Origin of the sequence: Lysobacter sp. 1R34A (genome assembly GCF_051217035.1) — a bacterium.
In the GTDB taxonomy this organism is placed as follows: domain Bacteria; phylum Pseudomonadota; class Gammaproteobacteria; order Xanthomonadales; family Xanthomonadaceae; genus Lysobacter.
The window spans coordinates 1-22628 of the sequence record NZ_JBPKJP010000056.1; the positions used below are offsets into that span (position 1 = coordinate 1).

The 22628-nt window shown below is 68.3% G+C and carries 10 protein-coding genes; 2 read left to right on the plus strand and 8 right to left on the minus strand.

The genetic code is table 11. The annotated features are described in order from the left end of the window. The 7 genes from ACSAMQ_RS13140 to ACSAMQ_RS13170 form a co-directional block, all read right to left on the minus strand. Positions 1-3336 (minus strand): amino acid adenylation domain-containing protein (locus ACSAMQ_RS13140; RefSeq protein ID WP_435396078.1); only part of this gene is annotated, 3336 nt, incomplete at its 3' end. A 101-nt stretch (positions 3337-3437) separates the two neighbouring features. Further along, positions 3438-5036 carry an MBL fold metallo-hydrolase gene (locus ACSAMQ_RS13145; RefSeq protein ID WP_435396079.1) on the minus strand — a complete coding sequence of 533 codons (1599 nt, stop codon included), beginning with the start codon at positions 5034-5036 and terminating at the stop codon, positions 3438-3440. 62 nt (positions 5037-5098) lie between these two features. Then, positions 5099-11500, minus strand: a complete 6402-nt coding sequence (locus tag ACSAMQ_RS13150; RefSeq protein ID WP_435396080.1) for an amino acid adenylation domain-containing protein — start codon at positions 11498-11500, stop codon at positions 5099-5101. A gap of 68 nt (positions 11501-11568) precedes the next feature. After that, a complete protein-coding gene (locus ACSAMQ_RS13155; protein ID WP_435396081.1) occupies positions 11569-12690 on the minus strand; it encodes a hypothetical protein in 1122 nt (373 codons plus the stop codon). Further along, complete coding sequence (metX, locus tag ACSAMQ_RS13160) at positions 12680-13810, minus strand: homoserine O-acetyltransferase MetX (protein ID WP_435396082.1); 1131 nt, start codon at positions 13808-13810, stop codon at positions 12680-12682. The genes ACSAMQ_RS13155 and metX overlap by 11 nt, the downstream gene beginning before the upstream one ends. A 104-nt stretch (positions 13811-13914) precedes the next feature. Next, a complete protein-coding gene (locus ACSAMQ_RS13165) occupies positions 13915-14178 on the minus strand; it encodes an acyl carrier protein (RefSeq protein WP_435396083.1) in 264 nt (87 codons plus the stop codon). 119 nt (positions 14179-14297) lie between these two features. Then, positions 14298-16064, minus strand: a complete 1767-nt coding sequence (locus ACSAMQ_RS13170) for a fatty acyl-AMP ligase (RefSeq protein ID WP_435396084.1) — start codon at positions 16062-16064, stop codon at positions 14298-14300. Between the two features lie 1108 nt (positions 16065-17172). Here ACSAMQ_RS13170 and ACSAMQ_RS13175 point away from each other — a divergent pair. Then, on the plus strand, positions 17173-19683 hold the full coding sequence (locus tag ACSAMQ_RS13175; protein WP_435396085.1) for a penicillin acylase family protein: 2511 nt from the start codon (positions 17173-17175) through the stop codon (positions 19681-19683). Further along, complete coding sequence (locus tag ACSAMQ_RS13180) at positions 19680-21404, plus strand: cyclic peptide export ABC transporter (RefSeq protein ID WP_435396086.1); 1725 nt, start codon at positions 19680-19682, stop codon at positions 21402-21404. The genes ACSAMQ_RS13175 and ACSAMQ_RS13180 overlap by 4 nt, the downstream gene beginning before the upstream one ends. A 106-nt stretch (positions 21405-21510) precedes the next feature. On the opposite strand, the gene ACSAMQ_RS13185 is transcribed toward ACSAMQ_RS13180, so the two are convergent. Further along, complete coding sequence (locus tag ACSAMQ_RS13185; protein WP_435396087.1) at positions 21511-22614, minus strand: hypothetical protein; 1104 nt, start codon at positions 22612-22614, stop codon at positions 21511-21513. Between the last annotated feature and the right edge of the window lie 14 nt (positions 22615-22628).

Here is a 22628-nt window from a genome sequence, read left to right on the forward strand (position 1 = left end):
GCCGTCGGCGGCGCCTTCGTCGCCGGCCGCGGCCGCGTTGCGCGCGGCGAGGCCGGCGAGCTGGCCCAGGGTCGGGTGCTTGAAGATGTCGGCGACCGAGACCTTGATCCCGTGCGCCTGCAGTTCGGCCACCAGCTGGATCGAGAATATCGAATCGCCGCCGAGCGAGAAGAAGTCCGAGCCGCGCTCGATCCCCTGCACGCCGAGCAACTGCTCCCAGACCGAGGCGATCAGGCGCTCGGTCTCGTCGAGGGTTTCGTCGACCGCTTCGGCGTTGGCGCGCTGGGCTTCGAACAGCGCGGTCAGCGACTTGCCGCAGATCTTGCCGTTCGGCGTCAACGGCATGCGTTCGACGAACAGGATCTGCGCCGGCACCATGTGCCGCGGCAGGCGCTGGGCCAGGCGGTGCTTGAGCTCGTCGACGCCGACCGCGGCGGCGCCGCCGTCGATGAAGGCCAGCAACAGCTCCATGCCGTTGGCGGCGTACAGCTGCACGCTGATCTTGCGCGCCGGCAGCAAGGCGGCGAGCTGGGCGACGATTTCCGCCGTCTCTACGCGCTTGCCGCGGATCTTGATCTGTCCGTCGCGGCGGCCGAGGTAAACGATCTGGCCGTCCTCGTCGTAGCGGCAGACATCGCCGGTGCGGTAAATCGGCGAGTCGGCGAGCGGCGAGCGCACGAAGCTGCGCGCGCTGGCGTCCTCGAGGTTGTGGTAGCCCGCGGCGACGCCGCGGCCGGCGATCACCAGTTCGCCCGCCACACCCGGCGCGCACAGGCGCAGGCCGGCGTCGACGATGTAGGCCTGGGCGTTCTGGATCGGGCGGCCGATCACCACCTGCGAGCGCTGCAGCCATTCCTCGCGGCCGGCCTTGTACACCACCGAGATGTCGGTGCACTCGGTCGGGCCGTAGATGTTGGCGAGCTCGGCCTGGCAGGCCTCGCTGGCCAGCCACGGCCGCAGCAGGCTCAGGTCCAGGGCTTCGCCGCCGAGCGCGAGCAGGCGCAAGCTGCGCAGCGAGCGATAGCCGTTGCCGGCGTCGTGCTTGAGCAGGGCGTACATCGCGCTCGGCGCGCAGTTGATCAGGCTCACCCCGGTCTGCTCGATCTGGCGCAGTTGCGACGCCGGATCGAACAGGTCCGGACGTGCCAGCACCAGGGTGCCGCCGGCCATCAGCGGGGCGAAGATGTTCTTGATCGAGGCATCGAAGCCGATCGGGATCATCAACAGCACCCGGCTGCCCGGGTCCAGATCGCAGAAGCGGACATACCAGTCGCACAGGTTGGCGAAGGCGCCGTGCGGGACCAGCGCGCCCTTCGGCCGCCCGGTCGAGCCGGAGGTGTAGAGCAGATAGGCGACGTCTTCGGCGCCCAGCACCGGATAGGCCGGCGCGGCGATGTCGGCGGGCGGGGTCGGCAGGTTGTCGAGATCGAGCACGAAGCCGTAGAACTCCGGCAGGTGGTCGGCCAGGCTCGACTGGGTCACGACCACGCCGGCGCCGCTGTCGACCAAGGTGTAGTCGATGTGCTCGCGCGGATAGCTCGGGTCCAGCGGCACGAACACCGCGCCGGCGCGCATCACCGCGACCGTCGCCGCGGCCAGATCGATCGATCGGTCCAGGTGCACGGCGACCTTGTCGCCCTTGGCTATGCCCATCGCCAGCAGGCGCGCGGCGATCTGGCGCACGCGCGCGTCGAACTGGGCGTAACTGGCCTCGCCGTCGACGGCGCGCACCGCGATCGCCTGCGGGTTCGCCGCCACCGCGGCGTCGATGCGGGCGAACAGGCCGGCGTGGTCGACCGGGCGTTGCTCGCCCTGGGTAAAGGCGGCATAGCGCTGGGCCAGCCGGTCCTGCAGCAGCTCGGCGACCGGGCGCTGCGGCTGCTCGACGACCTCCTCGAGCAGGGCGAGATACAGATCCAGCCAAGCCTCGACCGTGCCGGCGCGGAACAGGTCGGTGTTGTAGTAGGCGATGACCTGGTCGCCCTGCACTTTCAGGGTCAGGTCGTATTGCGAACGGGTGCCGAAGGATGCGCGTTCGCTCGCCTCGACCTCGTCGAACAGCTCCAGCTTGCGCGCCGCGCGCTCGTACAGGAATTTGACCTGGAACACCGGCGAATAGGCCGCGTCGCGTTCGATGCCGAGGGCGTCGACGACCTTGTCGAAGGGCATGTCCTGGTAGCGCAGCGAATCCATCGCGGCGATGCCGGCCTGGGCCAGATACTCGCCGACCGGCGTTTCCGGGTGGATCCGGCTGCGCAGGGCCAGCTGGTTGACGAAGAAGCCGGCCATGTCGCGCAGGTCGGCGTGGTCGCGGCCGAACACGTCGGTGCCGACCACGATGTCGTTCTCGCCGCTGAGCTTGTTGAGCAGCAGATGGCAGACGCCGAGATAGAAGCCGAACTCGGGCAGGCCGCGGCTGCGCAGGAAGGCGCCGACCTTGCCGCTCAATGCGGTCGGCAGCGGGCGGGCGAGTTGGGCGCCGTTGTAGGTCTGCAGCGCCGGGCGCGGGAAGTCCAGCGGCAGCTCCAGCACGCCCTTGATCCCGTCGAGCTGGTGCTGCCAGTACGAACGCGACACCTGGTAACCGCCGGCCTCGTATTGTTCGACCTGCCAGGCAGCGTAGTCGAGGTAGGACACCGGTTCGACCGCGACCCGGGCGTGGCCGCGATCGCGGTAGATCCGCGAGACTTCGTGGACGAACTGCTGGATCGACCACTCGTCGGTGGCGATGTGGTGAAAGCCGACCAGCAGGGTGTAGTCGCCGGCGCCGCGCTTGAGCAGGTGCACCCGCAGCGGCAGTTCCTCGCCGAGGTCGAACGGGCGCTCGGAGACGTCGCGGCGGCATTCGGCCAGGCCGGCCTCGCGCGCGGCCCCGGTGGCCTCGCTGAAGTCGCGGAAACCGACCTCGAAGATGCGTCCGGCGTCGAAGCGCTGGCGCGGCACGCCGGCTTCGACGTGGTAAGTGGTGCGGTAGATCGGGTGGCGCTGGACCACCGCCGCGACCGCGTCGCGGAACCCGGCGACATCGAGTTCGCCGCGCAGTTCCAGCTCCATCGGCAGGATGAAGCTGGTCAGCTGCGGGTCGTACTGGTACAGGAAGTACAGGCGCTGCTGGGCGAACGAAAGCGGATACGACCCCTCGCCGACGCGCGCGGGGATCGCGTCCTGCGACAAGCGCGCGTAATAGGCCGACAGCTCGGCCTTGTAGCGCTTCATCGTCGCCTTGACCTCGTCGGTCAGCAAGGCTTGGTCGCCGGTGATGCGCAACTTGCCGTCGACGACCTTGATGTCGATGCCGTTATGTTCGACGTACTGCACCAGCTCGAAAAGAAACATTAGCGAATTCCCTGTAATCCTGTGAGACCGCCGCGGCCGGCGGCCGCCCGACGTTGCATTCCTTGTCGCCGCGACGCGTCTGTCGGCCGCCGCGGTGCGCATCAACTGAAGTTCCAGACCTGCTTGGCGAACAGACGCCCGGACTGCACCTGGCGGGCGGCGCAGAATTCGAGCAGTTGGCTCGACTCCTGGATCTGGCGCGCATCCTCGGTGTAGTCCATGCCCATGAAGTACTTGAACCAAGGCTCCATGCCGAGCGCGTAGACGTAGACCTGCGAAGGTTTGAAGATCTCGATCATCTTCCGGGCCGAGGCGCAGTCGGAGCCGTTGAAGCGGCGCGACTCGTTGATCTCGCGCGGAATCGGCTTGGTGAACAGCGAGCCGTACAGCCAGCTCATCGGCGCGCCGACGCATTCCATGCCGATGAACAGCAGGTCGACGTGGCCGATCACCTTCTGGATGCGCTCGTACATGCGCTCGTCCAGGCTGGAGGAGTCGGCGCCGGAGAAGATCTTCTGCCCGGCGAACTCGAAGTACCACGCGGTCTTGGAGCGAATGTGCAGGTCGGCATGTTCGCCGAGGAAGGGAATCGCGCGGATGCGTCCGTCGACGCAGTCCAGGATTTCCATGTCCTCGAACTCGCGCACCTTGAAGCCGATGGTCTGCAGCATCAGCTTGATCGAGGGGTCGACGATGCTGCCGCCGCCGTTCTTGGGCACCAGCACCTCGCCGATCTTGTGGCGCAGCTGCAGCAGGGTCTCCACGCAGACATGGTCCATGTGGGTATGGGTCAGGCAGACGTAGTCGATGGTTTCGGGCAGCTCGCTGAAGCTCAGCACGCGGTCGCCGTTGGCCTCGTCGCGCACCGCGATGATCGGGTCGACCAGGATGCTGGTGCGGTCGGTCTCCAGAAGCAGGCCGGCGTGGCCCAGGTAGCTGACCCGCAGCCGCCCTTCCAGCGGCGCGCGCGTCGCCTTCGGCGGCTCGGTGGTGAACAACTCGTCGACGGTCAGCCCGCCCTGCAGGCCCACGCCTTCGAACAAACGGTCGATCTGCTCGCGCTCGATCGGCGTGCCGCGCGCGGCGAACAGGCCGTCGATGAAGTCGTGCACGAACGGCACCTCGACGTGCAGGTGGTTCTCGTCGGGCAGGCGCGGCGAGCTGAGCACGAACGGGCGCTCCTTGACCTTCCCGAGCAGGCCGAGCGAGACGCTCTGCGCCAGCGGCTTGTACAACGGACTTTCGTAGATCAGGCCTTCGATCAGCCGGAACGAGGCGTTGTGGTTCATGTCGTAGATCAGCTCGACGTAGCCGCGCAGCGCTTCGGGCACCTGCGCGTACAACGGCTCCAGCGACAGGCCCTTGGCCTGTTCCAGCATTTCGTTGAGCTTGGCCACCGCCTTGCGCAGGTCCAGGTAATCCTGATGGGTGTGCTCGATGTCGCGGATCAGCCCGCGCACGTTGTCGAGCTGGTCTTCGCTGCAGTTGACGAAGTCGCCGCCCGACAGCTCCGGGTTCTTGCTCGCGGCCAGATGCAGCTGGTGGTTGGCGACGAAGGATTTCATCAGGCGCAGGCTGCGGCCGGTGATGTTCATCGCCGCGCTGACCGGCGGCAGCAGGTAGGGCCAGGCGTACCACTTGAGCACCAGCGGCTCGAAATAGACGTTCTCCCTGAGGTAGTAGCGCTGCTGCATGCTCATGTCCTTGCCGTTTCCATTCCTGAATGTGTCGTTCGGGTACCGCAGTGCCGCCGCGGACACGGCTAGAGGTCGAATTCGATGACCGTCGCGTCGTCGGTTTCGCGGCGCAGGCGCGGCGATTGCTGTTCCACGTAGGCGGCCATGTCCTTCAGCGCCTGGCGTCCGTACAGCTCGCCGACGTTGGCGTTGATGCCGTAGCGCTGGCGGATCTCGAAGCCGAGCCGGGTGATGACCAGCGAACTGCCGCCCAGCTCGAAGAACCGGTCGTGGCGGCCGACCCGCTCCAGGCCCAGCAGCTCGCACCAGATCGCGGCGAGCGCGGTTTCGGTATCGCTCTGCGGCGCCTCGAATTCGCGGCGGATCACCGCCTCGTCGCCCGGCGCCGGCAAGGCCTTGCGGTCGAGCTTGCCGTTCGGGGTCAGCGGCAGCGCGTCCAGGGTCACGAACGCGCTCGGCAGCATGAACTCGGCCAGGCTGCGCGACAGCTGCTCGCGCAGGCTCGCGGCCGACAGCGCGATGCCGTCGTCCGGCACCACATAGGCGATCAGCCGCTTGTCGCCGCCCTCGCCTTCGCGCGCCACCACCACCGCTTCGCGCACGCCCTCGCAGGCCGCCAGCCTGGACTCGATCTCGCCGAGCTCGATGCGGAAACCGCGGATCTTCACCTGGAAGTCGTTGCGCCCCAGATATTCGATCGTGCCGTCGGCGCACCAGCGGCCGAGGTCGCCGGTCTTGTACATGCGCGCGGCTTCGTCGGCGACGAAGGGATCGCGCACGAAACGCTCGGCGGTCAGCTCCGGACGATGCAGGTACCCGCGCGCCACGCCTTCGCCGCCGATGTACAGCTCGCCGACCACGCCGACCGGCACCGGCTGCAGGTGCGCATCGACGATGTAGATGCGGGTGTTCGCGACCGGCTTGCCGATGTGCGAGGCGAAGCCGCCGCTGCGATCCATCGCCACCCAGGTCGAATAGGTGGTGGTTTCGGTCGGGCCGTACAGGTTGGCGACCGTGGTCACCTCAGTTTGGGCGAACAACTGCTCGACCAGCGCGCGCTTGAGCGGCTCGCCGGCCAGGTTGACCGTGCGCGTGCTCGCCGGCACCCCGCCGCTCTGCAGCAAGGCGTTTATGCCCGAAGGCACGGTGTTGATCAGGCTCAGCGGGCTCGCGGCATCGGTCGCGAGCACGTCGCGCACCAGGGTGATCTGCGCGCCGACGCTGAGCGGCGCGAACAGCTCGTACACCGCCAGGTCGAAGTTGATCGAGGTCGAGAACAGCGTGTTTGAGAGCTGTTCGCGGCTGAAGTTGGCATTCGCCCAGGCGATGAAGTTGGCCGCGTTGGCGTGCTCGATCGCCACGCCCTTGGGCTGGCCGGTCGAGCCGGAGGTGTAGATCACGTAGGCCAAGTGGCGCGCGGTCACGCCATCGACGACTGGGTCGTGCTCGGGCTGACCATTCAGGGCCGCGTCGTCGGCCATGAGCACCGGCACGCTCGCCTCGCCCAGCAAGCCGGTCAGCGATTGCTGACTCAACAACGCCATCGGCGCGCTGTCGGCGAGCATGTAGGCGAGCCGGTCCGGCGGGTAATTCGGGTCCAGCGGCACGTAGGCGGCGCCGGCCTTGAGAACGCCGAGCACGCCGGCGACCAAGGCCGGGCCACGTTCCAGGCAGATCGCCACGCGGTCGTCGGCGCGCACGCCGAGCGCGAGCAGGCGATGGGCGATGCGATTGGCGCGGCGGTTGAGTTCGGCGTAGCTCAGCCGCTCGTCGCCGCAGACCAGCGCGGTCGCGTCCGGCGTCGAGCGCACCTGCGTCTCGAACGGCTGATGCAGCAGGCGCTCGCGCGGGTAATCGAAGGCGGTGTCGTTGAAACGCTCCAGCACCAACTCGCGCTCGGCCGCCGGCAGCCAAGGCAGGCGGCCGACCGGGCACTGGGCGTCGGCGACCATCGCTTCCAGCAGGCGCACGAAGTAGCCGGCGTAACGCTCGATGGTTTCGCGCTCGAACAGGTCGGTGGCGTATTCCAGTTCGCCGACGATCTCGTCGCCGGACTCGCGCAGCGCCAGCGACAGGTCGAAGCGGGTGGTGCTCTGCGCCGTGGCCAGTGGGCTCAGGCTCAGGCCCGGCAGGTTCAGGGTGGCGCCGCCGGGCGTGTTGTCCAGCGACAGCATCGCCTGGAACAGCGGACTGTGGCTGAGCGTGCGCGCCGGCTGCAAGGCATCGACGACCTGCTCGAACGGCAGGTCCTGGTGCTCGTAGGCGTCGAGCGCGACCGCGCGCACCCGCGCCAGCAACTGCGCCGCGCTCGGGTCCTCGCGCAGGCTCACGCGCAAGGCCAGGGCGTTGACGAAGAAGCCGATCAGCGGCTCGGTCTGCGGATGCTGGCGGTTCGCCACCGGCGTACCGACCACCACCTCGTCCTGCCCGCTCAAGCGCGACAGCAGGATCGACCAGGCAGTCAGCAAGGCCATGAACAAGGTAGCGCCCTGCCCCTGCGCCCAGGTGCGCAGCCCGGTCGTGAGCGCGGCCGGCACCCGCAGCGGCACGCTATCGCCGGCATAGCTCTGCAGCGGCGGCCGCGGCCGATCGCTCGGCAGCTCCAGCAACACCGGCGCGCCGCTCAGCTGCGCGCGCCAGAACTCGCCGAGTTCGCGCAGCCGATCGCCCTGCAACTGTTCGCGCTGCCAGGCGGCGTAGTCGGCGTACTGGATCGACAGCGGCGGCAGCGGATCGGGCTGTCCCTGGCGCAGCGCCGCGTACAGCGCGCTGACTTCCTTGATCAGCAGGCCGATCGACCAACCGTCGGAAATGATGTGGTGCTGAGTGAACAGCAGGATGTGTTCGTCCGAGGACAGCAGCAACAGACGGCCGCGGATCAGCGGGCCGCGGGCGAGATCGAACGGCGCCGCCGCTTCGGCCGCGCCGTGCTCGGCCGCGGCCAGGGCGCGCGAGCCGGGGTCGAGATGGCGCAGGTCGTGGTCGACCAGTTGGAAGCCGGTGTCGGCCGGGCCGATCGACTGGCGCGGCTCGCCCTGCTGCTCGACGAACACCGTGCGCAGGCTTTCGTGGCGGGCGACGACCCGGTCCAGCGCCGCCTGCAGAGCGCCGCGGTCGAGCTTGCCGCGCACGTGCAGGGCCGCGCACATGTGATAGGCGGCGCCGGCGGCGCTGTCGAGCTGATTGAGGAACCACAGGCGCTGCTGCGGCCACGACAACGGCAACGCCGCATCGCGCGCCACCGGCCGGATCGGCTCGAACGAGGCCACCCGCGGCGCCTCCAGCGCATCGGCATGAGCGGCCAGCGCCGCCAGGGTCGGACGTGCGAACAGGTCGCGCAGGGCGATATCGACGCCGACGGCCTGGCGAATTCGCGACACCGCCTGCAAGGCCAGCAAGGAATGGCCGCCCAGCTCGAAGAACCGGTCGTGGCGGCCAACCCGTTCCAGGCCCAGCAGCTCGCACCAGATCGCGGCGAGCGCGGTTTCGGTATCGCCCTGCGGCGCCTCGAATTCGCGGCGGATCACCGCCTCGTCGCCCGGCGCCGGCAAGGCCGTGCGGTCGAGCTTGCCGTTCGGGGTCAGCGGCAGCGCGTCCAGAGTCACGAACGCGCTCGGCAGCATGAACTCGGCCAGGCTGCGCGACAGCTGCTCGCGCAGGCTCGCGGCCGACAGCCCGACGCCATCGTCCGGCACCACATAGGCGATCAGCCGCTTGTCGCCGCCCTCGCCTTCGCGCGCCACCACCACCGCTTCGCGCACGCCCTCGCAGGCCGCCAGCTTGGACTCGATCTCGCCGAGCTCGATGCGGAAACCGCGGATCTTCACCTGGAAGTCGTTGCGCCCCAGGTATTCGATCGTGCCGTCGGCGCGCCAGCGGCCGAGGTCGCCGGTCTTGTACATGCGCGCGGCTTCGTCGGCGACGAAGGGATCGCGCACGAAACGCTCGGCGGTCAGCTCCGGACGATGCAGGTACCCGCGCGCCACGCCTTCGCCGCCGATGTACAGCTCGCCGACCACGCCGACCGGCACCGGCTGCAGGTGCGCATCGACGATGTAGATGCGGGTGTTCGCGACCGGCCTGCCGATGTGCGAGGCGAAGCCGCCGTTGCGATCCATCGCCACCCAGGTCGAATAGGTGGTGGTTTCGGTCGGGCCGTACAGGTTGGCGACCGTGGTCACCTCAGTTTGGTCGAACAACTGCTCGACCAGCGCGCGCTTGAGCGGCTCGCCGGCCAGGTTGACCGTGCGCGTGCTCGCCGGCACCCCGCCGCTCTGCAGCAAGGCGTTGATGCCCGAAGGCACGGTGTTGATCAGGCTCAGCGGGCTGTCCGCATCGGTCGCGAGCACGTCGCGCACCAGGGTGATCTGCGCGCCGACGCTGAGCGGCGCGAACAGCTCGTACACCGCCAGGTCGAAGTTGATCGAGGTCGAGAACAGCGTGTTTGAGAGCTGTTCGCGGCTGAAGTTGGCATTCGCCCAGGCGATGAAGTTGGCCGCGTTGGCGTGCTCGATCGCCACGCCCTTGGGCTGGCCGGTCGAGCCGGAGGTGTAGATCACGTAAGCCAAGTGGCGCGCGGTCACGCCATCGACGACCGGGTCGTGCTCGGGCTGATCGGTCAAAGCCGCGTCGTCGGCCATGAGCACCGGCACGCTCGCCTCGCCCAGCAAGCCGGTCAGCGATTGCTGACTCAACAACGCCATCGGCGCGCTGTCGGCGAGCATGTAGGCGAGCCGGTCCGGCGGGTAATTCGGGTCCAGCGGCACGTAGGCCGCGCCGGCCTTGAGAATGCCGAGCACGCCGGCGACCAGGGCCGGGCCGCGTTCCAGGCAGATCGCCACGCGGTCGTCGGCGCGCACGCCGAGCGCGAGCAGGCGATGGGCGATGCGATTGGCGCGGCGGTTGAGTTCGGCGTAGCTCAGCCGCTCGTCGCCGCAGACCAGCGCGGTCGCGTCCGGCGTCGAGCGCACCTGCGCCTCGAACGGCTGATGCAGCAGGCGCTCGCGCGGGTAATCGAAGGCGGTGTCGTTGAAGCGCTCCAGCACCAACTCGCGCTCGGCCGCCGGCAGCCAAGGCAGACGGCCGACCGGGCACTGGGGATCGGCGATCATGCCGTCCAGCAGCGCCTCGAAGCATTGCGCATAGCGCGCGACCGTGGCTTCATCGAACAGATCGGTGTCGTAGACGAAATCGCAGCGCAGGCCGTCGTCGAACTCCATCGCCTGCAAGGCCAGTCCGATGCGGTCGCTGCCGAGCCGTTGCGGCAGCGGAAACGGCCGCAGCCCGATCTCGCCCCAGTACGCCACCGGGGCGTCGGATGCGCCGGCCTTCCACAGCGCCGCCAGGTCCTGGCTGCGGCGCGCGTTCTGGAACACGAACACGCTCTGGAACAGCGGGTGCTCGCCGCGGTCCTGGCCGGCGTGCAAGCGGTCGACCAGACGCGAGAACGGATAGTCTTGCTGCGCCATGCCCTTGAGCGCGGCGTTGCGGGCCAGGCGGAGCGCTTCGGCCACGCTCTGGCGCTCGGCGAAGCTGGCGCGCAGGGCGACCATGTTGACGAAGTCGCCGACCACGCCGTCCCACTGAGGGCGGCTGCGGCCCGGCATCGGCGAACCGACCACGATCTCGTCCTGGCCGCTGAGGCGATGCAACAGAATCTGGTACGCAGCCAGCAAGGTGGTGAACAAGGTCCCGGCCTGGCGCGTGGCCAGAGCGGTCAAGGCCTGCGCCGTCGGCGCCGGCAGCGACAGCGACACCACCGCCTGCACCCCGCTCGGCTGCGCCGGGCGCGGCCGGTCGCTCGGCAGGTCGAGCACCGGCGCGCGCGTGGCGAAGCGGTCCTGCCAATAAGCGAACTGGCGCTCGGCCTCGGCGCTGCCGAGCCAGTCGCGTTGCCAGGCGACGTAATCGCGATAGCTGGCGGCGGCCGCACTCGATTCGATGCCGGTCGCGGTGCCCGACAGCAAAGCGCCGAACTCTTCGAGCAGGCGCCAGTACGACCAACCGTCGCAGACCAGATGATCGAAAGCCAACGCCAGCACCGTCTCGCGCGCGTCGCGCACATACAGTGCCGCGCGCACCAGCGGCGCAGATTCGTCGTCGAACGCGCGCAACGCGTCTGCCCCGACCCGCGCCTTCAACTCGTCTTCGTCGAGCCCGCCCGCGTCCACGATCGACAGCGGTACCTGCGCGGCGGCGGCGATGCACTGCTCCGGCTCGCGGCCGTCGAGGCAACGCACCCGCGCGCGCAGCATCGGATGACGCGCGGCCAGGTCGTCCAGGGCACGCGCGATAGCCGACGGCTCGATCCGCCCCTGCAAGGCCACGGCGAACACGTTGTTGTGGTTGCCGCGCCCCGCCGGGTCGAAACGGTACAGGAACCACCGTCCCTGCTGCGCAGCGGACAGCGGGAACCAGGCGTCCATATCCTCGGTTCGCTGCCTGTCGATGGCCTTGTCCAGATTCATCTATCGCGTCCTGTCGATTCGCGTCCTGCCGAAGCCGGCCCGAAGCCGGCGGTCCTGTGCCGCTGCGCTCAGTCCTGCCGGGTCCAGTGCGCCGCGGCCGCGACCACGTCGCTGAGCACGCCCGCGGCGGTGATCTCCACCCCCGCGCCCGGGCCGCTGACGCACAGCGGCATGCGGTCCTGCAGTTCGGTGCGAATCGAGATCAGGTTCTGGCCGGGTTCGAGTTGCGCGAACGAGGAATGCGCCGGCACCCGGCGCAGGTTGATGCGCCCGCCTTCGCGGCTGGCCTCGGCCAGCACCACCCAGCGCTCGCCCTGCTCCAGGGCGCTGGCGATGCGCGCCTTCCAGCCGGCATCGGCGACCTGCAGGGCCGGGATCAGGTCGTCGGTGGCGATGTCGAGGTCGGCGAAGGGCTCGATCACCAGGTCTTCGAGTTCCATCGCGAAACCGGCCTCGCGCGCCAGCACCAGCAGCTTGCGGCTGAGGTCGATCGCGCGCAGGTCCTCCATCGGGTCGGGCTCGGTGTAGCCGAGCGCGCGCGCTTCGGCGACCGCGGCCGAGAACAGACAGCCCTCGTGCATGCGGTGCAGGATGTAGCTCAGCGATCCCGACAGCACGCCCTGCACCGAGATCACCCGCTCGCCGCGCAGGCGCAGGTCGCGCAGCGGGCCGAGCAAGGGAATCGCCGAGCCGACCGTGGTCTCGTAGCGGTAGGGCACGCCGCGTTCGCGCGCGGCGTGCTGCAGGTCGCGATAGCTCGACAGGCTGCGCGCGTTGGCGCGCTTGTTGGCCGCTACGATGCCCATGCCGCCCATCAGCAGGCGCGGATAGAAATCGGCGATTTCGTCGCTGGCGGTGCAATCGACCACCAGGGTGCGTACGCCGCCGCGGCGGCCGACGTGCGACATCAACCGTTCGACGTCGTCGGCGCCGCGCTCGGGCATGTGCTCGTCGATCGATTCGGGGACGATGCCGTGGGTGTCGAAGGCGAAGCCGCGGCGGTCGAAACCGGCGAGCAGGCGCAGATCGAGATTGGCCTCCGACAACAGCGCCGGCTGACGATTGCCGAGCTGGCGCCGGAAGGCGCTGCCGACCTTGCCGCGCGCGCCGATCAGCACCAGGTCGACACGGTGGGCGTCGACCACGCTGTCGCGGGCCTGGATGCGTACGGGCGAGTAATCAGCCAGCATAAGTTGCGACCTCCGCTGCGTTGATGAAGCGGGCGCCGTGGCCCGGGGTCGCGGCGACGCCGCGGAATTGGGCGATGCTGCGTTCCATCGCGGCCGCATCGATGAGGAAACCGTCGTGGCCGTGGCGCGAGTTGATCTCGAGGAAGTGCGCGCCGGGAATCGATTCGCACAGCAGTTCCTGCTCGGCCGGCGGGTACAGGCCGTCGCTGGAGATGGCCACGATCAGGGCCGGCTGGCGGATGCTCGCCAGGGCGGCGCCGACGCCGCCGCGGCCGTGGCCGACGTCGTGCTGGTCCATCGCGTCGATCAACGCGAGATAGCAATTGGCGTCAAATCGGCGGACGAAATTCTCGGCATGATGCTGCATCCAGCCGCGCACGGCGAAGTCGTCGGGAAGCTTGGCGTGAACATCGAACACCGAGGCGCCGTTGGCGCGCCCATAGCGGTCGTCGAGCGAGGCCGGGCTGCGATAGGTGGCCATCGCGATCGCGCGCGCGGCGCCGAGGCCGGCGTGCGGCGCGTCCTCGCGCGGGTAGTCGCCGCCGCAGAACTTCGGGTCGGCGCGCAGGGACAGGCGCTGCGCCTCGCTCCAGCTGATGCACCAGGCCGAGTGGCGCGCGCTCGCGGCGATCACCGCGATCGACTCGACCCGCTGCGGATCGAGCAGGGCCCACTCGAGGGTCTGCAGCCCGCCCATCGAGCCGCCGATCACCAGCTTGATCCGGCGGATGCCGAGCGCATCGGCCAGCGCCATCTGCGCCCGCACCTGGTCGCGGATGGTCAGCTTGGGAAAGCGCGAGCCCCAATGGCCGCCGTCGGGATGCGGCGAGGCCGGCCCGGTGCTGCCGTAGCAACTGCCGAGGGCGTTGCTGCAGACGATGAAATCGCGTTCCGGGTCGAGCGCCTTGCCGGCGCCGAACAGCGGCTCCCACCACTCGGCGGCGTCGGCCGAGCCGGTCAACGCATGGCAGACGACGACGGCGTTGTCGCCGGCCGCCGACAATTGGCCCCAGGTGCGATAGCCCAAGGTGTAGCCGGGCAGGCTCTGCCCGAGTTCGAGCGCGAGCGGCGCGGCGCTATGCCAGTGGCGAGTCGCGGGCGATACCGGAAATTCGCTCATGTCGCTGATTCCTTTCGTGACGCGTTGAGCAGGCCGCTCGGTTCCGGATCGCGGAACCGTCCATGAGCAGCCTGCGGAGGGTTTGGTTCGTCGAATCGGCGGCTTCAACCCCGGCCGACGGGCGCGGCCTCGATCTCGCCGAAACGCTCGTCGAGGAAACGCGCGAGCTGGCGCACGCTGGGGTGGTCGAACAGCCATTCCAGTTCGACTTCGCTGCCCAGCAGGTCTTCCAGCTTGCGCGTCAGGCGCAGCCCCAACAGAGAATCCACGCCGAGTTCGGCGAAGGACTCGGTCGCCGACAACTGCGAACGGTCCACCTCCAGCACTTCGGCCATCGCATCGATCAACCACGGTTCACGCTTGCTCATTGCCCTGCCCCCAACTGCTCCATGTCTTCCGGCCCGCGAGGGCCGGCGCTGCATTCACTGGCGTTGCGTTTGTCGTCGTCGCGGGCAACGCCCGCGCCCCCTCACGTCGGGGCGGTCGGTCATCCCGCGCGCTGCAAGGCACCGGCGAGATAATCGGTACGACACTGGTTGCGCCGCACCTTGCCGCTCGAGGTGCGCGGCAGGGTGCCGGGCTTGATCAGCACCACCTCGGACACCGGCAATCCGTAAGCGGCGTTGACCGAGGCGCGCATCGAGCCGATCACCTCGTGCCACTGCGGGTGGCGCCGCAGCCATTCGCGCTTGAGTTCGAACACCACCACCAGCCGGCCGCTGTCGCCTTCGACGACATCGAAGGCCGCGCCGCCGGACTGGCGCAACGCTTCGTGGCTCTGCTCGCACTCGTCTTCGATGTCCTGCGGCACGTACTTGCGGCCGTTGACGATGATCAGGTCCTTGAGCCGGCCGGTGACGAACAACTGGCCGTCGTGCAGATAGCCCAGGTCGCCGGTGCGCAGGTAGCCACCGGGCGCGTCCGCTTCGGCTTCGCCGTCCATGCGCGCGTGGAAGGCGATTTCATTGAGCTCGGGGCGCCGCCAATAGCCCTGGGCGACGCTGGCGCCGTGCACCCAGATCTCGCCGCCCTCGCCGTCCGCCACCCGGCGATGGGTCTTGGGGTCGACGACGGCCAGGCGCATGCCGGCGCGCGGCGTGCCGCAACCGACCACGGCCGCACCGTCGCGGCGATCGACCGCGGTCGCTTGGCCGCAGCGCACGCCGGTGATCAACAACGTCGACTCGGCCATGCCGTAGCAGGGGTAGAAAGACTCGGCACGGAAACCGTACTCGCCGAAGCGCTCGGCGAAACGCGCCACGGTGGCGGCGCGGATCGGTTCGGCGCCGCAGAACGCGACCCGCCACGACGACAGGTCAACGCCTGCGATCTGTTCGGGCTTGATCGCGCGTCCGGCCAGGTCGTACATGAAGTTCGGCCCGCCGCTGACGGTGACGCCGAATTTCGAAACGATCTGCAGCCAGCGTTCCGGGTACTGCACGAATTCCGACGGCGACATGAAGCCGGCCGGGCAACCGCTGTACATCAGCTGCAGCACGCCGCCGACCAGGCCCATGTCGTGGAACAGCGGCAAGGCGGTGAATAGCACCGAGTCCGGCGACAGTTCCATCGCGTCCTGAATCGCGGCGCAGTTGTGGACCAGATTGCCGTGGCTGACCACGACGCCCTTGGGGTCGCCGGTCGAGCCAGAGGTGTACTGGAAGAAGGCGTGCGCCGAGGGCTCGGGAAAAGCCTGGGCCCATTGTGCGGCGTCTGCGCGCAGGCCGGCCGCGTCGTGTTCGCGCAGGTCGATCTTGAGCAATCGCTCGCCGTCGAATTCGAGTTCGGCGTCGAGCAGTTCGTCGCCGTCGAACAGCAGCGCGCGCGCCTGGGCATCGCCGACGATCAGTTGCAGGCGGCTCTGCATCACCTGCCGGCGCGGCGGCGCCGACGGCACCGCGACCACGCCGGCCAGCATGCAGGCATAGAAGGCGACGACGAAACTTTGCTGCGATTTGCACACCAGCACCGCGCGCTGGCCCGCCAGGCCGCGCTGTTGCAGGCGCGCCGCCAGTCCGGCCGCCTGTTCGAACAGGTGACCGAAGGTGAACACCTCGGGCTCCAGCGAGGCGCCCTTGAAAAAGCGGCAGGCCACGGCGTCGGGCATGGTTCGGGCGCGGTGAAGCATGATTTCGGGAAAACTTTGCACGCTGACTTCCTTGAGCAACCTTTGCTTGACTGAACTGCTTCCGTTCGAAGACCCCATGTCGGGCGTGCTTCGCTTCATGCGATATGCGGACCAACAACTCTCCATCGACGCGCGAATGCCGCGCGCCGCCGCTGATACTTCCTTTCGATTTCCCCCTGACTCCGAGCCGATTCGGTTCGGACGGTGCGAGCCTAATGCCGACGGTTCGCACTCGATGCGACGGTCGTCAACGCGATCCGCGCACCCCCGGGCCCCATGACGCTTCCCACTGCACCTTGCGTAATCGGGCCTCGCGAGGCTTATACGCTTGGCCTCTCAAGCGCGTCAAATGTACGTATGCAATCTGTGCACTGAGTCTCTACAACCACACGAACCAGAAACGCGATCACATAAAAAATACGGCCAGGTACGTGCTGCCTACACACTCCACTGCACGCGCCCTATCCGAAGCGACGGCGATGTATCCGGTAAATCCCCCGGAAAAACACCACTTTCGAGTGCACTGGCGCATTTTTATCCAGGTCGATTCACCTACATGAGCGAGATCCGTTTCATTGACGGCACATCCTCATTAAGCTATTGCTGTGTGACGTTGGTCTTTCATCGACAGCAGTTCTCGTCGACTCGATCGCCGCCTATCAGCAAGGATCCGGGGACGCCATAGGCGCATGATCATTGCGATAGCCGACAACGTGATCGCACTCAAGAAACATCAAACAAAGGATCGAGACCCCAAGGAACAGGGAAATATCCGAAACACGGTAAACGGCATCCGGGGGATGCACAGGACACGACCGGCATCGGCGGCAGCCAAGGCGCCGCGGGCGGGCACGCCGGCAGATCGGCTCGGCCGCTCCAGCCTGCGCGGCTTGCCTGGCTCAACTGCCCGGCTGCCCGGCCGGCCGGTTTGGCCTGAGCGGTGCCGGCACGACGTTAGCTAGCCGCACGGGCCGGCTTACTCGCCCGTCGCGATGCCCGCGTCTCGTGGCCTGCAACGCCGAGCCGCCAGCATGGGCGAGGACGCGGGCGCCCGGGCAGTTCGCCCGCGCCGCGGTCATCGCGTTGACCGCGACGGCTGCGACAGTGGTGCCGCGCCAAGGCTCGGCAATGACAACGGCAACACGCAAGGATCGTACGCATCGACACTCCGTGGGGACGGCGTCGAGAGCGCAGACAAGGAGTCGTCCCCTTCACGATCATGGCGAGAGCATCGGTGAAGTTTTTTGCATTGTTCAGTTCGTTTCCGCTCGCCTCGCGGTTCCTGGCCATCGTCGTCGCACCGTTGCTGGCCGCGTCGGTCTGGACCTGGTCGTCGCTGCAGGCGAGCCTGCCGCAGGCGCCGGCCCTGCAGCTCAGCCGCGGCCTGTCGGCGCCGGCGACGATCCGGCGCGATGCCGACGGCATGGTCCACATCCAGGCCGCGAGCGACGACGACGCGTTCTTCGCAGTGGGTTACGCGCAGGCGCAAGACCGCCTGTGGCAACTGGAACTGCAGCGGCGCCTGGCGCGCGGCCGGGTCAGCGAGATATTCGGCAAGGACAGCGTCGATACCGACGTCTGGTTCCGCACCCTAGGCCTGTACGAGTCCACCGCGACGGCCTGGCCCGCGCTGAGCCCGCAGGCGCAACGTTCGCTCACCGCCTACACCGCCGGCATCAACGCCTGGATCGGCGAAGGCCATCCGCTGCCGAGCGAGTTCCGCGTGTTCGGCATCCGTCCAGAACGCTGGACCGAACGCGATTCGCTGGCCTGGATCAAGATGTTCGCCCTCGACCTCGGCGGCAATTTCCAGCGCGAGCTCGCGCGCTACGTCGCCCAGCGCGGCCTCGACCAGACGCAGTTGAAACCGTTCTTTCCCGACTACCCGGCCGATGCGCCGACCACGGTGGCGGCTCTCGGCCCACGCGACGCGGCGCCGCTGGCCTCGATCGGCCGCCTGCAGTCGCGGTTGCAGCGCGACTACGGACTGGCGGTGCCGAACACCGGCAGCAACGCCTGGGTGGTCGCCGGCCGTCTGACCGGCGACGGCGCCGCCTTGCTCGCCAACGACCCGCACCTGGGCCTGCAGATTCCGTCCTTGTGGTATCCGGTCAGTCTCCAGGCGCCGGGATTGAAGACCTCGGGCATGAGCCTGGTCGGCTTGCCGGTGGTGGTGTTCGGACGCAACGAGCGGCTCGCCTGGGGCGGCACCAACATGATGGCCGACACCCAGGACCTGTTCTTCGAGCGCGTCGACCGCGCCAGCGAGCACTACGAAACCGGCGCCGGCTGGCAGGCCTTCGCGGTGCGCGAGGAACGCATCGAAGTGCGCGCCGATTTTCCGCGCCAGTTGCGCGAGCAATACGCGCCGGTGTCCTTGAAGGTTCGCGCCAGCCGGCACGGGCCGATCATCAGCGACCGCTACGGCGTGTTCGATCAACCCGTGGCGCTGCGCTGGACCGGGCTCGACCCCGGCGACACCAGTTACGAGGCCTTCTTCCGTCTCGGCTACGCCAAGGATTGGGACGGCTTCCGCCAGGCGCTCGCCTTCCACGTCGCTCCGGCGATGAACATGGTCTATGCCGACCGCGAGGGCAACATCGGCTACCTCGGCGCCGGCCGCCTGCCGCTGCGCAAACAGGGCGAAGGCACCCTGCCCTCGCCGGGCTGGGACGAAGCCTACGGCTGGTCCGGCGAAGTGCCGCCGGCGCAATGGCCGCAAAGCTACAACCCGCCGTCGGGCTACATCGTCACCGCCAACAACAAGGTCGCCGGCGAGACCTATCCGCATTTCGTCTCGCACGACTGGGCCTCGCCGGCGCGCGCGCGTCGCATCGAACAACTGCTGCGCGAACGCATCGACGCCGGCCAGCGCCTGGGCGTGGCCGACATGCAACGGATCCAGGCCGACACCCTCGACCTGGAAGCGGCGGCGCTGTTCGGCGAGTTGCGCAAGCGCCTGCCCGCGCTTTCCAACAACATGCTTTCGGACGGCAAGTCTTCCGACAGCATGGCCGGCCGGCGCGCGCAGGCGGCCCGCCATTTGAAGGATTGGAACGGCGACATGCGCGCCGACAGCCAGGCCGCGGCGATCTTCCATGTCTGGATGCGCCATTTCCGCGAGCGCGTCTACGCCGAGCGCCTGCAAGCCAACTGGGGCGAAACCCAGGGCGAGGACATTCTCGAAGGCCTCGTCGAGGGCGTCGGCCTGGATCAGCTGACCGCACTGCTGCGCAACGACGGCGCGGGCTGGTGCGACCGGCGCGCCACTGCCGCACGCGAAAGCTGCGACCAGGCCCTGGCGGCCTCGCAGGAACGCGCGCTGTGGGAGCTGTACAAGCTCAAGGGCGACTGGAGCATGGACAGCTGGCGCTGGGGCGACGTGCAGCACACCGTTTACCGGCATATGCCTTTCAGCCAGTGGAAGCCGTTCGACAAGTTGTTCGAACGCCGGGTCGGCAACGGCGGCTCGCCGAACTCGGTCAATGTCGCCGGCGCCAGCTATGCCGGTTCGGACGGCTATCTGCAGGCCTTCGGCGCCGGCTTCCGGCAGGTCATCGCGCTGCGCCGAGATGCCGTGCAGCACCACTACATGAACTCGACCGGCCAGTCCGGCAACGTGTTCAGCCCGCACTACGACGACAGCGTCGAATCCTTCCGCAACGTCGAATACCGCAAGCTGGAGGCGGCCTACGATCGTCCCGCCGTCGCGCGGGCCGGCCAGGCCACAGGAGCCGCCGAATGAAATTGTTCGCCGAGTATTCGCGCCGCGCCCCCAACAAGGTGTTCTTCTCGATCCTGTTGGGCGGCCTGTCCGGCATTTGCTATTCGCTGTTGATCCCGCTGGTGATGAACGTGCTCAAGCAGGGCGACCCGCGGCTGCATACGGTCGCTGCCGCGCCGACCCGGCTGTTGTCGCTGGAAATCGCCAACGCGCCGTTCGCCCTGGTGTTCACCCTGGTATGCGTGTTCATCCTGGTCACCCGCACCTTGTCGCAGGTGGTGCTGACCCGGGTCGCCATCGACGTCGCTTCCAGCCTGCGCACGCGCCTGTACGAACGTATCGCCCAGGCGCCGCTCTCGGCGCTTGAGAAGATCGGCCCTTCGCGCCTGATCGCCGCGCTGACCTCGGACGTGCCGCGCATCGTGCTGGGCGCGCGCATGTTCCCGGACATGCTGATCAACCTGGTGATGCTGCTAGGCATGCTCGGCTTTCTGCTGGTGCTCAACGCCGACCTGTTCTGGTTCGTGCTCGGCTGCATCGCCTTCGGCGTGGTCACCTACCAGATTCCGATGCTGATCGGCGGGCGCTATTTCAACAGCGCGCGCCAGCACTTCGACCACCTGCAGGAATCGATCCAGGGCCTGATCCACGGCATCAAGGAACTCAAGCTCGACGACGCCAAGCGCGAGGCCTTCTTCGACAAGGTGCTGATGCACTGCGAACGCTCGGTGCAGAAGGACGAGAAGACCGGTTATACGATCCTGCGCGCGGCCAGCAACTACGGCGACCTGCTGAGCTTTTTCGTGATCGGCTCGATCGTGTTCATCGTGGTCAACTACCGCACGATCAGCAACGAGCAGTTGATCGGGGTGATCATGGCCCTGCTGTACATCGCCGGGCCGATCTCGGCGATCCTCGGCTTCCTGCCGCAGATCTCGATCTCGCGGGTATCGATCCAGCGCGTGGCCAAGCTGTTCGAGGAGATTCCGCAGGAAACCATTTCGGCGGTGCAGGAGCCGGCGCGCGGCTGGGACAGCGTCCGCTTCGAACAGGTCAGCTATCGCCACGGCAGCAAGGACGACAAGGACGACGGTTTCCGGGTCGGCCCGCTCGACCTGGAGTTCCGCAAGGGCGAGATCAGCTTCATCGTCGGCGGCAACGGCTCGGGCAAGTCGACCCTGAGCAAATTGCTGACCCTGCACTACCGCGCGGTCGGCGGCGCCATCTACTTCGGCGAACACGCCGTCGGCGACGACTCGATCGGCACCTACCGGCAATCGGTGAGCGCGATCTATTCGGACTACCACCTGTTCGACCAGATCCTCGGCGCCGACGACGACCGGCTCAAGGCGACCGTCGACCACTACCTCAAGGCACTGCACCTGGACCGCAAGGTCAGCTACCGCGACGGGCGCTTCTCGACCCTGGCCCTGTCCGACGGCCAGCGCCGGCGCATGGCCCTGCTGGCCTCGATCATCGACGACAAGGAGCTGTATCTGTTCGACGAATGGGCCGCCGACCAGGACCCGACCTTCAAGGCGGTGTTCTATCACGAGATCCTGCCGGCGCTGAAGGCGCGCGGCAAAGCGATCGTCGCGATCACCCACGACGACCGCTATTTCGATGTCGCCGATCAATTGATCGTGATGGAGGAAGGCCGGGTCGCCCGGGTCGAGCGCCGCGAGACGCGCGCGGCGCGGCAGCCCTCGCCGCACGCGCCGGCCTTCGTCATGGCCGGCTGAGCGGCGCCGCAGCCGCGCTCGCCGCAGCGGCCGGCTTCACTGGCTGGGCTTCACCCGCCGGGCTTTATTTTCCGGCGTTGCTTGCCGGTCATCGCCGCGCCGGCTTTCACTTCGCGGCCTTCACTTCGCCGGTCTTCGCATCGCCTTCGGCCTCGCGGCGCTGGGTGTCGGCGATCAGTATTTCGCGCGCGGCGCGGCGCACCGCATCCGGGTCGGCCTTGCGCAGGTCGGCGTCCGCGGCCAGGCCGAGTTTCGTCGCCACCTCGATGGTGACGCGCTTGTTGGCATAGGGATGCGGGTGATCGGGTTCGTCGTCCTGACTGCGATAGAAACGCTCGAGCAGTTTTTCGCGGGTCGTCTCGGCCTTGGCCAGTTCGACCAGCTTGGCCCGGTACTCCAGGATCCAGGGCGGCATGTCCGGCCAGCGCTTCATGTCGGCGAAGTGCTGGGCCTCGTGGCCGAGGAAGCTGACCTGGAAGTCCTCGCCCTTCATGTCGCCGTAGGCGCTGCGCACCGCGAACAGGCCTTCGGGCTTGGCCCAGCCGGCCGCGCCGGTGCGCTCGCACGAGGTGTAGTGCGACCAGCCGCGGCTGACCCAGGCGTCCATCACGAACACCGTCACCGGCTGCCGTTCGCCGCTCGGCAGGTCGACGGTGTAGGCGCGTTCTTCCTGCTTGCCCCACAGCATCAGGTCGTACAGCGGCGGGGTGCGGCCTTGCAGCGGATGGAAGCCGCGCTTGCGCAGTTCGACGTTGATGCGTTCGTTCAAGCCCTCGAAGGCCTCTTCGGTCGGCGCCGGCGCGGGCTCTGCGAGCAGCGCGGCCAGGTCGGTCTTCAGCCGCGTTTCTTCGGCCGGACGCACCGCCGGATCGCGCAGCGCCCGCCACCAGTAACGCTGGTACACCCCGAGCACGCTGCGCACGAACGGGTCGGCGACGGTGCCGGCCAGGTACGGCGGCGCGCTGCGGTCGTGGCGGCCGAGCATGCAGGCGCGGAACGCGGCGTCCTTGGCGTTGAACTGCTCGACCGGCGCCGCCTTCAAGGCGCTCAGCGCGGTCGGCATGTCGGCGCGCAGCGACGCGCCCAGCGTGTCGTTGACCGCCTTGGCCGCGAGCGGGCCGCTGGCGGGGACGGCGGTCGATGCGCCGCTCGCGGCCCAGGCGAGCAGGACGGGCAAGGCCGTGGCGGCGGCGAGGCGGGTCAGGTTCATGGCGGGGCTCCTTG